Genomic DNA, 15,600 nt, shown 5'->3' on the forward strand with positions numbered 1-15,600 from the left:
GGTTTGACAGCCCTGGCCGCCTGTTTCCTGGGTTTCAGAACGCTTCTGACACCCGCATGCACATCCTTACCCCACGTGAGGCTGTTCGACTGGTCGTAAAGCACGGTGATTTGCTTTCGATAGAAGGGGTTGGTCCAAAGCAAGCACTGGATGTTGTGGCGTTCACCAATGATGGAAAGTCGGGACTGGCGGCGCTGAGTTTGACAGCAACCGGGCACGTCAAATGGGACGATTTTGATAGTACACAGCTCCTGACTTGGGTTACGGCGCATGGCGGCAGTCGGCAGGTTCCCTGTCACAGGCTGGACCACATACCCGAGCCGCTGATTCTCCGCGCAGACCACACGGTTACTGTCTGGGTGATAAGTACAACCGGGGTTACAGGGTTGATTGAAGGCAGTGCGACCGGGAACATCACAGTCTTGCACAAACCAGCAATGGTCAAAGGGCCGCCTTTGCCACCTTTGCTGGGTGATACACGGGACGAATTCACCGTGCAACGCGGCAGCGCTCTGGCCTATGAACTGAAGGCTGGAGAATTTGTTCAAATCATCGACATTGAAGGCCAGCAGTGTTCTGACTTCATGGCGCTGCGAACTGATGGGCTGGATCGTGGCCAGGAATGGATGATCGATTCAACTGCCACTCGGTCGATGGTGCGCCGTGCCTATCCCGGCCCCGGCTTGCTGGACAAGTTCTTTGATCGTGAGATGCGCCCGCTGTTGAATGTGGTTCAGGATACCTGCGGTCGGCATGACACATTCGGGCTAGCCTGTACCGCTCGCGGGTATGAGGAGCGAGGGTTCCCCGGCCATCTGAACTGTTCGGATAATATGTCAAATGCCTTGGCCCCTCACGGTGTTTCACAGCGGGCTGCGTGGCCTGCAATCAACTTCTTCTGGAATACATGGATCGACCCGACAAACCATCACATTCTAACCGAGGAATCCCACTCGCGTCCCGGTGACTATGTCGCCATGCGCGCGCTTGAGGATCTGGTTTGCGTCTCGACCGCCTGCCCGGACGACATTGATCCCATCAATGGCTGGAACCCGACCGATGTGCATGTACGCATCTACCGCCCCGAAACGCCCATCCGCCGTGCGGTTGCCTATCGTGAAAAGGAAGACGCGCCCATGTCGATCAGTCAGGAGTCGGCCTTTCACGACCGTCTGGCCCCGTTAACCCAGCATTTCGCACCTGCGCGCGACCTATGGGCGCCCGTCAGTTACCCTGCCCACGGCACGTTGGGTGAATACTGGGCGTGTCGCGAGGCGGTGACTGTTCAGGACATGAGCGGACTTCGCAAATTTGATATTGTCGGCCCGGATGCCGAGGCTCTGATGCAATTGGCCACCACGCGCAATGTGGCGAAGCTACCGGTCTGGCGCGGGTCTTATACATTGATGTGTGACGAGAGCGGCTCGGTGATCGACGATGGCACCCTGTTCCGAATTGCGTCCGAAATCTTCCGTTGGTGTTGCGGCACCGAAGAAAGCGGGCGCGCGTTGCAAGAACTGGCCGATGCGCGTGGCCTGCAAGTGCGGATCCATGCATTGCGTGGAGCAATGCCCAACCTGGCCATTCAAGGGCCAAAGTCGCGCGAACTGCTACGCAAGATCGCCTTTACGCAACCGCATGTGCCAGGCTTGGATCATCTGAAATGGTTCGGCGTCACCGTCGCGCGGCTACGTGACCGCGAGGGTGCGCCGTTTATGCTGTCACGCTCGGGGTATACCGGTGAGTTGGGGTATGAGGTCTTCTGTTCCAAATCCGACGCCGTTGCGATCTGGGATGCGGTGATGGCGGCTGGGGAAGAGTTTGGGATCACGCCAATGGGCTCGGCCGCCCTGGACGTCATCCGGATAGAGGCGGGGCTGGCCGCGGCCAATGCCGAGTTTGCGCCGGGTGTCGATGCCTTTGAGGCTGGTCTTGGCTTCGCCGTCGATCTGACAAAAACCGAATTCACTGGAAAAGCCGCACTGGAACGCAACCTGCGCGAGCCACGTCGGGCGCTCAAAGGACTTTTAATCGGATGCGATGATGTGCCAGCGCACGGTGCACCCGTCTATACAGGTGAACGGCAAGTAGGTGTGGTAACGTCTGCCACCCGATCACCGACGCTGGAACACGCAATCGCAATGGCACGGTTATCCATCGAACACGCGGAAAACGGCACTCAACTTGAGATCGGTCAACTCGACGGGCGGATGAAACGCCTGCGAGCCACCGTCTCGGATATTCCATTCATAGACCCGCAACGTAAGCGGGCGCGCGCCTGAAGGCGCATGCAACTCAACGCAACGGGAGAAAGTACATGAAAAAACTGAAACTTATTGCAACCTTGACCTTTGCTTTCGGCGCAACAACGGCGATGGCACAAGAAAAGGTTATGGTGGGCGAGCCCAGCTGGCCCGGTGCCAAAATAATGAGCCGTGTGATCGGCCAGATCATTGAGACCCGCTTGGGTGGAGAAGCTGGCTATGCCCCCGGAGCAAACGCGGTGATCTTTGCCGCCATGGATGGCGGTCGTGGTGACATCGACGTACACCCGGATGTTTGGCTGCCGAACCAGTCGTCCTTCACGGATGAATATGTCGATCAGAAAGGCACCGTAGGTTTATCCTCAGGCAGTTACGAAGGCCGCGCCGGGATTTGCGTGCCAAACTACATGGTCGAAGATCACAACATCCGTTCGATCTACGACCTGGCGACACCCGTCGCGCAAGAGCTGTTTGACTCCGATGGCGACGGCATGGGTGAGGTCTGGGTTGGTGCCTCGGGCTGGGCCTCGACCAACACGTTCAAGGTGCGGGTGCGGGATTATGGGATCGAGACATTTCTGACGCCGACCACCGAAGACGAAACCGTGTTCTATTCCCGTCTGAAAGATCAGATCGACCAGAAGAAAGGCGCGGCCTTCTACTGCTACGCGCCACACTATGTGCACGCCTTATATGATGTGACCATTCTGGAAGAGCCCGAGCACGACGCGGCCACCTACAAGATGGTTCAGCCCGATCAGGATGCCGATTGGTATAACAAATCCCATGTCAGCACGGGTGAACCGGTCAAAACCGTGACAGTGGCGCATTCGAAATCGCTGGAACAGCGCAACCCGGCAGCGGCCTCTTTCCTTGCCAATATCGACATGGATGCGGGAGAGCTAAGCGGTCTGACTTATGAAGTCGTAGTCAAGGGCCGTGACACGGATGAAGTCGTAGCCGAATGGATCGCCGCCAACGGCGATATCGTCGACGGTTGGCTGGGACTGACGACCAACTAAAGCCCATGCGCCCCTGACTATCGGGGGCGCGAACCAACACAATTCCAATGGGGCCAATATGACAGCGGAAATAGCAATCGACGCAAAAGGCGTGTGGAAAGTTTTCGGTACACGCTCGCAGGAGGCTTTGAACGCTATCCACAGCGAGGGCCTGAGCAAGGCTGAGGTGCTGGAACGCTTCAACTGCGTTGTCGGCGTGGCTGATGCCAGCTTTGAGATCGAACGAGGTGAACTGTTCTGCGTCATGGGCCTGTCGGGTTCGGGTAAATCGACCCTTGTGCGTCATGTGAACCGTCTGCTGGAGCCCACTGACGGCCATATCTATCTGGATGGCGAGGATGTGATGGGCCTGAACGATGAAGGTCTGCGCGATCTGCGTAACCGGCGCGTTGCGATGGTGTTCCAGAACTTTGGCTTGATGCCTCACCGCACAGTCCGCGACAATGTAGCAATGCCGCTGGAAATTCGCGGAACCGGAAAAGCACGCCGCTGGGAAGAGGCCGACCGGGTGCTGGAGCTGGTCGAGCTGAACGGTTGGGAAGACAAATACGCACATGAGCTGTCAGGCGGTATGCAACAACGCGTGGGACTGGCCCGTGCGATCGCTGCAGACCCTGAAATCCTTTTGATGGATGAGCCGTTCTCGGCCCTAGACCCGCTAATCCGCAAGCAGTTGCAGGATCAGTTCATGGACCTCAGTCACAAGCTGAACAAAACCACGATGTTTATCACCCACGACCTGGATGAAGCAATCCGCATCGGCCACCGCATCGCGATCATGAAGGACGGGCGCATCGTGCAGATCGGCACACCGGAAGAGATCATACTCAACCCCGCTGACGACTATGTGGCCGACTTTGTGGCGGGGATTTCGAAACTCAATATGATCTTCGCCCATGCGGTCATGAAACCGGTCGATGAGTTCGAGGCGCATCACGGCGAACTCCCGGAGGATGCCAAAGAGGCTCACCCAGATATGGATCTGTCCGACCTGATGAATCTCTGCGTGGACGGACATGGAGTCGTAGCCGTAACGCAGGATGGCCAGACGGTAGGTGTTATTAACCGTGCGGGTTTGATCCGCGCAATTCAGGACAGTCAGGCGTAAGGGCAACGATATGAAACATGTTGATACGCAACAGATCCAACCGGAAACCGCCGACCGTCTGAATGGGCTAATAGGAGATTTTGTCGGTCAGGGGAACGCCTATTACCAGAAGACCTTCGCCTACATGATGCAGGCCCCAGGCTATCGCTTTACTTTAAACACAGCTGCAGCAATCCTCGGGCCGATCTGGTTTGGTGCACGCGGGCTGTGGTCGTGGTTTCTCGGGTTTTTGGTTTTGGAAACGCTGGCCTACATCCAGATCGGTCTGGGTTTGTTTGGTGATCTTGGGCGCGAGTTCCGCGAGCGGGCGATACAGATCGAGCAGACACTGGAGCTGCGCCGACAGCAGATTGCAGCGGCGGAGCAATCCGGGTCGACCACGTTGGAGTCGTTGAAACGCGCGGCGGAATCACTTGAAGGTGCTCTGGCTGGCGCGCAGGAGGCCGCACGCACAGCGGACTCTACCGGTGTCACGTATCTGATCATTGGGATCGCCCTTCTGCTGGCAGTCAAGTTTTTAGCTGCTTCGCTGGCCAACTGGACGCTTGAAGGTCAATTCGCGCGCTGGCGTTCAGACCCAAGTGTAGCCCATGGCTGGTCTATCTCTCGGCTGATTGTGGCAACGGCGTTGACCGCTGTGGTGGTGATCCTGTCTATGATCAAATTTGCACAACCGGACGCGGTGGCTGTGCTCAAGACCTTCCCAACCAACCGGGACTGGCGTCTGAACGTAGGCGATGGTGTGCAAGCGGTGTTCGAGTGGACCAAGACTGCCGGGCGCGGCTTCTTTGATGGGCTGACCTATGGTATGCGCACCCTGCTGGACTGGATCGAGGTTGTGCTGGTCGATACCCCCTGGCCGGTCGTAGCTTTGGTGATCATCATGCTGGCTTACCTGTCGGCTGGTCCCCGTGTGGCGATCTTCACCGGAGCCGCGCTGGCCTATCTAGGCCTGCTGGATTTTTGGGAAAAGGCGATGACTACAATCGCCCTGTTGGGCGCCGCGGCGCTGATTTCGATCACGCTGGGCATTCCATTGGGTATCTATTGCGCCCGTCGCCCACGTGCTTTTGCCATCGTGCGGCCCATTCTAGATTTCATGCAGTCAATGCCCTCCTTCGTCTACCTGATCCCGGTGGTGGCTTTTATTGGATCTGGAAAGCCTGCAGGCGTAGTTGCAACCATGATTTTCGGTAGCCCTCCGGTAATCCGCTTTACGGTACTTGGCCTGCAGCAAGTCCCTGAAACTGTGCGGGAAGCCGCTTTGGCCTTTGGAGCAACGCCTCGTTACCTGCTATGGCGGGTAGACCTGCCCTTGGCGCACAAAACCATCATGGCAGGTGTGAACCAGACTATCCTGATGTCTCTGGCAATGGTTGTTGTCGCCTCGCTGATCGGCGCCAAGGGTTTGGGCGAGGACGTGCTAGAGGCACTGCAATACGCAGCGGCGGGACAAGGAATTCTGGCCGGTTTGGCAATCTTGTTCTGCGCGTTAATCTTGGATCGGATTGTGGCCGGACGAAAATAACAATTGTGGCAAACGCACGATCATCCGACTGAAGTTCTAAGTGTGTTTTCAAAGCCAATTGGTAGAGGGCGCTGCCTGAAGAGCAATCCGATGCTTTGCCCATACCTCTCAAAAAAGGCTGAGAAACATCCGGTGCATTAATCTAAAGAAAAGTCCAATAGTGTCCTCGGATCAGTACCGGGTTACAACGACTGCGACCGCAGCGAACACCACACCAATCAAAAGAGCCTTTGTATTCATTGAAGAACGATCGGGCAGTTTAACCCGAAGAGATAGAGCTATAATCACGCCCCCCGTTAACCCGGTCGCGATTGAATAGAGCATGCTACTTTTGTCCGCGTTGAGACCGATCAATATGCCGACCGTAAGTGAAGCGACAAAATATGTACGTAGCCATCCAGACATATGCCCGGGGTGGGTTTTATAGAGATAAATATTCACTCCAAATAAATGCAGCGAATAGGCCAACGTTCCTATGACGTACAGTTCAGGCGAAGTTGCGGTTGCTTGCATGACTGTAATGGCAAGCAAGCAGTTATAGGTTCCGAGTGCCACAGCATCCAAGCCAAGAGACAACCTGTTGTCGACCCCTATCTCGCGACCGGCTTCCAACAAGTAGTAAGCGAGAAATCCTAGCAGAGAGTAACCATACAGCGAGTGTTCCCATTTCCCGGTTGCAGCTAAACCGGCTGACAATTCACCGATTTTTGGCAGCAAGAAAAGGAAAGCATAGCCAAGTCCGATCCCTGATGAAAAATCAGATAGCCAGCTTGCCGGGGCCGGGAATCTGCGGAAAAAAGACACGCAGAAGACGTGAACAGTACCAATGACTGCAATCGATGTTATCGCGAGGTATGTCGGCGCTTCGAACACGGCTAAGATCCAACGAACATATTACAAGCAGATGAGACACTCGTTGTGATCAAAAGCACAACCCAGAAAGTGAAGAAGGTGCGATAGCGGCTTTCTCAGAATGCCTACCGACTAGTTTTTTGAGTACCGATCGTACTGAACGATCAACGGCAGCTTTTGTCTGCTTAACAGCCAATTATTCAAGTTTGCCAAACACGTGCCTCGAGCCCATCGCGCCCAATGACGCAAGGTTTGCCAATGAAAAAGAAGCACGGAAAGCGAGAATTACATGGTTGAAGGCGTGCCTTGAAACAAACACTTGTAAAGGCGCTCGGCCTTGCCGAATTGAACCCGGTGCGTTCACAAGCGCATGGCCTTGTAACCCCCAAGAGAGCCTGGACCATGCGTCTCTTTCGGAAGCCTTGCTGCCAGTGAGTTAAATAAACTCAGATCAAAACGTTATTTGGCCTCAAAAACCATCTCGCCCTCGACGAACGTCTTTAATATCTGCGCCTCACTGACCTCCGAGATCGGAATTTCAAATAGGTTGCGGTCAAGCACGATGAAATCGGCAAGCTTGCCGGTTTCGATTGAGCCAAGCTCTTCTTCCGCAAAATCCAAGTATGCAGAGTTGATTGTGCGGGCATCAATTGCCTGCTTCAGCGTGATCGCTTGGCCCACCGCAGGATCGGGTGGACTCGTGTCAGCCACAGGATCGATACGGGTCACGGCCGCCTCGATCGATGCCAATGGGGTCTGCATGAACAACGGACCATCAGAAGCGATAACGACCCGTCCTCCGGCGTCAGCCACAGAGCGCATTGGGAAAACCCTCTGCGCGCGTTCCGGGCCAACCACGCGGTTGACGACATCGTTGTGGGGGTTCGAAAACCATAGTACTGGCGAGAATTCCGGTGTCAGATCGAGTTCTACCAGTCTTGGCATGTCATCTTCCGATATGAAAAACGAATGGGCAAGCTGGTAGCGGCCTTTCAGCTCGCCGAGTTGGTTTCGTGCGATTTCCATTGCGTCCAGAACAAGCCTAGCACCGCGATCACCCACAGTGTGGAAAACCATGCCTTTCATACCTTGTTCTTCAAACCGGATAATGTCGGCCACAAGTTCCTCTTCGGTGAAAAAGATTAGCCCATAGTCGCCCTGACCAGAAGCAAGAGGATCATACTTTGAAACCGCGTCAGATTGGGACTGTTCCGCTTTCGAGGCGTTCGTCAGGAAAGGTTCCAGCATCGCTCCGGTTTCAGTCGGAATGCCATCGATATTGACCTTAATAAAGGTTGGGTCCAGCCGTGGCGCGATCAAGTCTTGAAACGTGTCGATTGCAGCACGTTGGTCTTCCACGGATTGATATGCCCGCGTCGGAGAATCGTAGGTCCACGCCACACTAACCCTGATCGGAAGCCCCTCGGTCGTTGCAAGCCGATGTAGCGCCTGCACATTTATCAATTCGCTATGCATGTTTCTGGCAGATGTCACACCCATTGAGGCAAGCAAGTGTAGCACGTCCCTTGCGCCATCAACGTGGGTTTCGATATCCAGCCCGCGTAGAAATGGCATCGCGTAAAGACCCATCGCGGCCTCTTTCATGTAGCCTGTTGCTTCTCCTGTTTCTGGATCCCGCACAATGATCCCGTTCCGTGGGTCCGGTGTATCGACATCAATACCGCTATCGATCATCGCCGGTGTATTCAGCACTGCCTCGTGCCCGGTTGCAGTGATAATATAGGCCGGAATATCAGAGACTGCCTCATCAAGCCAAGTAGTGTTCGGTTCTCCATCAAACAACTCGTTGGCCAATCCAGATCCAAAAAGGTATTCGAGATCTGGGCGCGCAGCTACAAATTCGCGAATCAACTCCGTTGCCGCTTCCGGGTCGGCATCGCCCGGGAGTAGGATCACCTCGTCAGACAATGCCGCAGCAACGTACCAATTGCGGAAATGAACATGGATGTCATAAAGGCCCGGCAATACCATCGCACCCGCAAGGTCGATCGTTTCAGTCTCGCTCCCAGCCAGCGCAACGACTTCTTCTGCTGAACCGACAGCAATGAAACGTCCATCCTCAATCGCAAACGCCTGGGCCCATTCTTGTTCAGGGTCGACCGTATAGACCTGCGCATTGGTGTATATGGTGTCGGCGGTTTGAGCGTGTACTGCCGTCGTCGCAAGGGCGATTAATGCAACGGGCGCTAACAGGAAGCGAAATGAGAAGGCCATGGGGCTATCCAATCATTGTGCAAACATTGATCCTCGCCAACGCAGGGATTGGCTGAACGGGACCCTCAAGCAAGCTTCCGAGCAATGCGCGCGCGCCCATCTGATGCACAGCGTTGAATATCTTGATACTATTAGCAACTTAAATTACCGCGATTCAGTTCTGAAATTTACCCTTGCTTTGTCCGCAAGCGGGGCCTTCAGCTCCGGGTCGTCGAAGGTCAGCTTTCCTTAGCCTGACCGCTTTTTTTGCTTTCTTCTTTGATCTGAGAGCGGAAATTAAAACAGTTAATCGCTAATAGCGGCAAAGTCTGCAAAGCTAGAATTGCAAGGCGCAGGTTTGAAGGCCTGGTTTGGGCTGCGGCGAGTTGCTGATCTTAAATCATCCCAAGATCCATCTCAGGCCTTCATCTTAAAGTTAGATGGCTGCTGCAATGGAGGGCGGCCGAGCATTTGCCAATCCTAACGGTGCTGAGTCGCAATTTCTCTAAAGCTTCCGTTATCGATGTTGAGCACAACAATCTAGGAGATGGCTTATGGAGTTATTGTTAGACCAACTTCTTCAGACAAACTCCTAAGTGTACCACCGTGACAATGCCAAAAGCGGAATATCCCCACAAACGGAAAATTGATGTTATATAGAGAAATAGGAATATTAATTCTTGAGTTGCAGATCATCGGCACCACCGAGCTATCTTGATTTAGGAGTTCCACATGCTTCGAGCTTTTGTTTGTTCTATCTCACTAGGGCTGGCATCATCGACTGTCCTTGCAGATGCTGTTCCAAGTGAAGAAGCCGCGGCAGGCTTGTTCTCAGATCAACCGTATTCCCCGTATGCCGAACGCACTTTTCCCGAGCGACCGCTGTGGGGAGACACGCATCTTCACACCGGGCTTTCGCTGGACGCAGGTGCTTTTGGGAACACTCTGTTGCCTGATGAAGCATGGCGTTTTGCAAAAGGTGAACAGGTTACTTCTTCAACGGGTCAACCAGTAAGACTGGCCCGGCCTTTGGACTGGATGGTTCTCACGGATCACACTGACCTAATGGGATTCGCCCCTGACCTTCAGGCTGGCAAGCCAGGCGTTCTTGCCGATCCGAAAGGTTTGGAATGGTACGAAGGTTACAAGGCAGGCGGCGAAGAGGCCGGCAAAGCGGCGTTCGATATCATTACCAATTTCTCGCAAATGACCCTGCCAGAAGTCCTTCTGGACTCCTACAGCCCGGGTGCTGACGCTTTTGCTTTTACATGGGAGCAAATCGTTCTGGCTGCGGAAGAACATAACGACCCCGGCAATTTCACGGCGTTCATAGGGTTCGAGTGGACTTCCGTACCCAAGGGCTTCAACCTGCACCGGAATGTTATGCTGCGCGATGGGCCCATCAGGGCGCTTCAGATGGTGCCGCCAGTCACGCAACCGCCCTTTGGTGATACCGACCCAAGAACGCTGTATTCATGGCTAGATGACTATCAAGAAAAAACGGGTGGTCGCGCGGTAGCTTTCGCCCATAATGGCAACCTGTCGAACGGATGGATGTTCCCGACCGAAGACACCTATCACGGTGGCAAGGTCGACGAGGAATATGTGGCTGCCCGCGCAAAATGGGAACCCCATTACGAAGTCACTCAGATCAAGGGCGATGGCGAAGCGCACCCCTATCTGAGCCCCGACGACGAATTCGCGGATTACGAAAACTGGGACGTTGGCAACCTCGACATAACCGAGCTGAAAACTGATGACATGCTGGCCGGCGAGTACGCCCGAGAAGCCTTGAAGCGCGGTTTGTTGTTGGAAGATAAGTTCGGCGTGAACCCATATAAGTTTGGCATGGGTGGCGCGACGGACAGCCATACGTCTCTGGCAACTGCTGAGGAAGACAACTTCTTCGGAAAATCCGTCAGCGTTGAACCTTCGGCCACGAGAATAAAGCATCCTTTCATCGCCAACGATCTTGGCGAAATTCCTGGCGACCTCCTTGTAGCTTCCGGGTACACGGCCGTTTGGGCGACCGACAATACTCGCGCTGCGATCTTCGATGCGTTCAAGCGGCGCGAAACCTACGCGAGCACTGGACCGCGGATTGGTCTACGGTTCTTTGGCGGATGGGATTTCGATGACGCTGATGTTGAAACTCGCTTCCTTGCGGATGTGGGCTACACAAAAGGTGTTCCAATGGGTTCGGATCTGCGACCTCGCGAGGGTGAAGGTCCGCCCACATTCCTGATCGCTGCTCTGCGCGACCCGGTCGGGGCCAACCTGGATCGTGTACAGGTGATAAAGGGATGGCTCGATTCCGAAGGTGCTTTGCAGGAAAACGTCTATGACGTGGCATGGTCGGACAACCGTGTTGCCGATCAAAACGGCAAGATCCCTGCGGTTGGGAATACCGTGGATCTGGAAACCGCCAGCTGGACCAATACAATTGGAACCGCCGAACTGGTAACCGTTTGGTCTGATCCTGATTTCGATCCAAATGCGCGGGCATTCTATTACGTACGTGCGCTCGAAATCCCAACCCCACGCTGGGTGTTGTACGACAAACTGAGGTTTGGTGCGGAGCTGCCGGAAGATGCGGTACTTACGCATCAGGAGCGCGCGTATTCCTCGCCGATTTGGTACACGCCGGCAGAGTGACCTTACTTCGTGCAGATTTGGGGACCCAGATCGCAATCACTAACTCGGGACGCTCTTATGATAAGCGGCGCACCTTGAGTTGCAATTCCTTGTGTTATTCAACTGCCTGATGCCAGCATAAAACATAATGCCGTATCGCGTTTCACGCAGGAGCCTTCATGCGAATAGTGAAAGAACCTCTGTTCCATTTCTTCTTGATCGGAGCTGCCATATTCATTTGGTTCCACATAATATCACCAGATAACGACGCCGCTGCAGATCCGGAGACGATAGCGATAAGCGAAAGTGATGCCGCGCTGTTAGCTTCACAGTTCGAAGCGAGGTGGAAACGCCAGCCAAGCGGTTCTGAGCTACAAGCGTTGGTCGACGCTTCAATTCGCGAAGAAGTTTTAGTTAGGGAAGCAAGAAAGCTTGGCTTGGAACGCGGAGATAGCGTGATTAGATCGCGGCTGAGCCAAAAGATGGATTTTCTGACCGAAGCCATCGCCGCTTCAGTTATTCCAGAAGACGAAGATCTAGAGGCTTTCCTCCAACAAAACACGGACCGCTACGCGACACCCAATAAGGTCGCGTTCACTCAAGTTTTTCTTGGTGAAGAACCAAGTGAGACCGAGATTGAAAGGGCACTGGCCGCCTTGCGTGCGGAGCAAGAGACTTCCGGCTTGGAAAGCGCGACACTACTGCCTGCATCAATGCCCCTAACCGCGACACGGGTAATCGACTCGGTCTTTGGAACCGGATTTTCCAATGGTCTCGCCAATCTCGAAAAAGGCCAGTGGATGGGGCCGGTCCAATCGGGTTACGGCATCCATCTGGTGAAAGTGCTTGCCATTGAACCAAGCCGGATACCTCGCTTGCAAGAGATCCACAGTGTGGTGCTTCGTGATTGGCGTCGCGCCATGAGCGAAGATTTGGCGCAGGCGCAATACGAGGCTCTTGCCGACAATTATGAGATCACAGCACCCGATCTCACAGGTCAGGTCAAATGAACTTCTTCTTCAGCTTGATGTTTGCTCTGCTGTTCGCGTGGCCCACGGGGTACGCCAACGCGCATGCGCTTGATCCGGGATACTTGGAAATTCGACAAATCACTACGGACACTTGGAGTGTTCATTGGCGAAAACCAGATGTGTATGGTCAACCAATGGCGATTGATGCGGTGTTACCGGATGGCTGTACACCCACACACGGCCCTGACCCAATCTCCGATGGGCGAGCGTGGGTTTCTTCCTGGGTTGTCGAATGCCGTGCTGAGATCGCGGGCCAATCCATCGAGATCGACGGACTGGCGGCACAAAAGAACGACGTTTTGGTCCGTGTGCATCCTCTGCACGCCGAGCCTGCCACGCTTCGTTTCACCCCGGATGCTGCCATCCAAAATATACCTTTTGAACAGACAACATGGTCTGTTTTCATAGCCTATTTTCAGTTGGGTTATGAACACATACTAGAAGGCTGGGATCATCTGCTCTTCGTCTTCGCCCTATTTATATTGGTCCCTAATCCGTGGAGACTGGCGGGAGCAATCACGGCATTCACCTTGGCACATTCAATAACACTGGCACTGGCAACGCTAGGATTTCTGAATGTCCCCGGCCCGCCGGTCGAGGCCGTCATTGCGCTTTCTATCGTTTTTTTGGCAATGGAAATTGTTAAGGGCGGTGACGGGCGTTTTCGACTTTCAAAACAAAAGCCCTGGATCGTTTGTTTCGGATTTGGGCTTTTGCACGGCCTTGGTTTTGCAGGCGCTTTGGCCGAGATAGGACTTCCCTCCAACGATATTCCTGCAGCCTTGTTTGCCTTCAACCTAGGCGTCGAAGCTGGTCAGTTGAGCTTTGTCGGAGCTTTGGCACTTCTTGTCGCGATCTGGCGATTGATGGCACGTCCAGTTAGCCAAAGGGCGACTGTGATTGCCGCTTATGGCATCGGGTCAGTATCGATGTACTGGCTCATAGAACGCATAAGTGGGTTCTAAAGCGCTAAACCTCGATGTCGTTGAGGTGGTAGATCGGCTCAAGGCACTAGTCGATTGCGAAGCGCGCAAATTGACCGGATGCAGGTGCAACCGCGCAGAATAGGCTGCGAACAAAAGCCCACTTCATCGCATGCCCAACGTTTGTTTACCTAAGCGGCCATAGTTGCTCCCTGTACAAACTGCGGATCGGGTACGCATACTTCAGCCAGCACCTTCAAACCCGCTCGCCATAAATGGGATAAAACAAACGACAAGCGATGTTTAACGGGTTTAATATGAAGCGATCTTTGGTTGAGTGGTCAGTTCCCCTGCGGACCAAGCAAACCACTACTTCAATCGCCGGATAGCGGTCGATGCCTACCAGGATCACGATTGGGCGAATGACCTCGGGAATGCTTTTGAAGTACTTGACGGAGTTTGGTCTGGTCATTCCCAAACGCCATCCCGTGCCACGGTGAAGCCTAGTTAATCTGACATAACCTTTCACTTGTGTTCTGCTAAGAAAGCCAATGCGTCTCTCTCGAAACGCGGCCACTCTGGGTCGTTGTCCGGCATGGCATGGTTAGAGCTTTCGTAGGCGATGAACTTCGCGTTGGGTAATCCCTTAGCGAACAGTCGCCCCTGATCGACCGGTTGCATCCTGTCTCCCGTCGCATGACAAACCAGGCACGGCACCTCAACCTTTGACAATGTTTGCCGGATATCAATTTGGTCGATCACATCGCGATACCGTCCCATGTTTTCGGGCGAGATCATTTGGCTCATGTCTTTTGCATATTGCCGCCGGGCTTCTTGGCTCGCGCCTGGCACAATGATCTGCGCCATCAAATCGCGTAGAGACGGATACTCGTCGTCCCACCCTGCAGTCATCATGTGTTTCATAGCCAGAGCCCGCGCCACATCCTTCGGAGACTTACGTTTTGCTCGTCCTACTGGGAAACCACCGATCATAACAATTGCCGAGACCCGGTCTGGTCGACGGGCTGCAAAGGCGGCGGCTACAGCAGACCCCTGTGAAATCGCAAGGATTGGCGCGCGCTTTAAACCAGCCGTGTCGTAAACGGTTTCCAAGTCATCGACGAACCTATCGAACGTGCAAGTTTCTGCATCCCAGTCAGAAAGACCGTTGAGCCGTGCATCAAATCGAATTAGTCGGTGATGTTGCGCAACCGAAGTGCAAATTGGAGCCACCGCAGGATTGCGCCAGTCCAGTTCTAGATGTCCAATCCAACTTGGTGCTTTAACAACCGGGGATCCGTCACCCACTACGCTCCAAGCCAGACTAATGCCGTCATCAGTTTGACAGTAGCGGATTTCTTGTGTTTTGGCGAAATCAACTCGTGACTTTGATACACCTTCATCAGTGAAATTAATCGACAATACCTCAATCGGCTGTGCAATACCTTTGAGTGTCCGCAGTCCCTCTCTGTGCAATCGGTTGGCATAATCCGACCCGGCAAGATCGCAGAGTACTTTTGAGACCAGAATGCCACCGGGTTCAGCTGCCGCTTGGAGACGTGCCGCAATGTTTACGCCGTCTCCGAAGATATCTTCACCGTCCACAGTGACATCGCCTACATGCAAGCCTGCTCTAAGCTGAATGCGTTCTGGAACCAAATATGGATGGTCTGGCTCTCTAAGGTGGGATTGAATCGCGATTGCCCCTTCGAGTGCGTGACTCGCTGACGGAAATTCTATTAGTGCCCCATCGCCAAGAAGTTTGACCACCCGGCCATGGTGCTGTCCGACGATTGGTGTCACCAAATCGCGGTACAGCGTGTTCAGTGTTTTGAGCAGTGCCTTTGAGCCACCCTGCATCATCCGACTGAAGCCGACGACGTCGAGAGACAGGATTGCAGCAAGGCGACGTTGGCTCATGGTTATTTCCCGCAAGATTGCTCGAAAACTCTACCACGCCCATAAGATGTTAGAATCGATAACTTGTCAGAAGGCGTGTTTTTTGCTTCGAGATTACCGTTCGC

10 protein-coding genes are annotated in these 15,600 nt (G+C 54.1%); 7 read left to right on the forward strand and 3 right to left on the reverse strand.

The features are described 5' to 3' along the window. The first annotated feature begins 56 nt into the window (after positions 1–56). The 4 genes from I5192_RS12980 to I5192_RS12995 are packed head-to-tail and all read left to right on the forward strand — an operon-like array spanning position 57 to position 5,922. Positions 57–2,282, forward strand: a complete 2,226-nt coding sequence (locus I5192_RS12980) for a DUF1989 domain-containing protein (RefSeq protein ID WP_255611844.1) — start codon at positions 57–59, stop codon at positions 2,280–2,282. A 35-nt stretch (positions 2,283–2,317) separates the two neighbouring features. After that, on the forward strand, positions 2,318–3,286 hold the full coding sequence (locus I5192_RS12985) for a glycine betaine ABC transporter substrate-binding protein (RefSeq protein WP_170392767.1): 969 nt from the start codon (positions 2,318–2,320) through the stop codon (positions 3,284–3,286). A 58-nt stretch (positions 3,287–3,344) separates the two neighbouring features. Further along, positions 3,345–4,394, forward strand: coding sequence for a glycine betaine/L-proline ABC transporter ATP-binding protein (locus I5192_RS12990; RefSeq protein ID WP_170565386.1), 1,050 nt, complete (start codon positions 3,345–3,347; stop codon positions 4,392–4,394). Positions 4,395–4,404: 10 nt separating this feature from the next. Continuing rightward, positions 4,405–5,922 (forward strand): proline/glycine betaine ABC transporter permease, encoded by a 1,518-nt coding sequence (locus tag I5192_RS12995; RefSeq protein WP_170392769.1) that lies wholly within the window; start codon positions 4,405–4,407, stop codon positions 5,920–5,922. A 171-nt stretch (positions 5,923–6,093) separates the two neighbouring features. Here I5192_RS12995 and I5192_RS13000 read toward each other — a convergent pair whose 3' ends face one another. After that, positions 6,094–6,795, reverse strand: coding sequence for a hypothetical protein (locus I5192_RS13000; RefSeq protein ID WP_223117009.1), 702 nt, complete (start codon positions 6,793–6,795; stop codon positions 6,094–6,096). Positions 6,796–7,233: 438 nt separating this feature from the next. Further along, a complete protein-coding gene (locus tag I5192_RS13005; protein WP_223117010.1) occupies positions 7,234–9,009 on the reverse strand; it encodes an amidohydrolase in 1,776 nt (591 codons plus the stop codon). Between the two features lie 711 nt (positions 9,010–9,720). Between I5192_RS13005 and I5192_RS13010 the strand changes: the two genes are divergently transcribed. The 3 genes from I5192_RS13010 to I5192_RS13020 all read left to right on the forward strand — a co-directional run bounded on the left by I5192_RS13010 (position 9,721) and on the right by I5192_RS13020 (position 13,618). Further along, complete coding sequence (locus I5192_RS13010; protein WP_223117011.1) at positions 9,721–11,643, forward strand: DUF3604 domain-containing protein; 1,923 nt, start codon at positions 9,721–9,723, stop codon at positions 11,641–11,643. A 158-nt stretch (positions 11,644–11,801) separates the two neighbouring features. After that, positions 11,802–12,632 carry a peptidyl-prolyl cis-trans isomerase gene (locus I5192_RS13015; RefSeq protein ID WP_223117012.1) on the forward strand — a complete coding sequence of 277 codons (831 nt, stop codon included), beginning with the start codon at positions 11,802–11,804 and terminating at the stop codon, positions 12,630–12,632. 155 nt (positions 12,633–12,787) lie between these two features. After that, positions 12,788–13,618: a HupE/UreJ family protein gene (locus tag I5192_RS13020; RefSeq protein ID WP_255611848.1), complete on the forward strand. Its 831-nt coding sequence runs from the start codon at positions 12,788–12,790 to the stop codon at positions 13,616–13,618. A 483-nt stretch (positions 13,619–14,101) separates the two neighbouring features. On the opposite strand, the gene I5192_RS13025 is transcribed toward I5192_RS13020, so the two are convergent. After that, positions 14,102–15,496: an alpha/beta fold hydrolase gene (locus I5192_RS13025; RefSeq protein WP_255611849.1), complete on the reverse strand. Its 1,395-nt coding sequence runs from the start codon at positions 15,494–15,496 to the stop codon at positions 14,102–14,104. Positions 15,497–15,600 lie beyond the last annotated feature (104 nt).

Origin of the sequence: Ruegeria sp. SCSIO 43209 (assembly GCF_019904295.1) — a bacterium.
Lineage (GTDB): Bacteria > Pseudomonadota > Alphaproteobacteria > Rhodobacterales > Rhodobacteraceae > Ruegeria.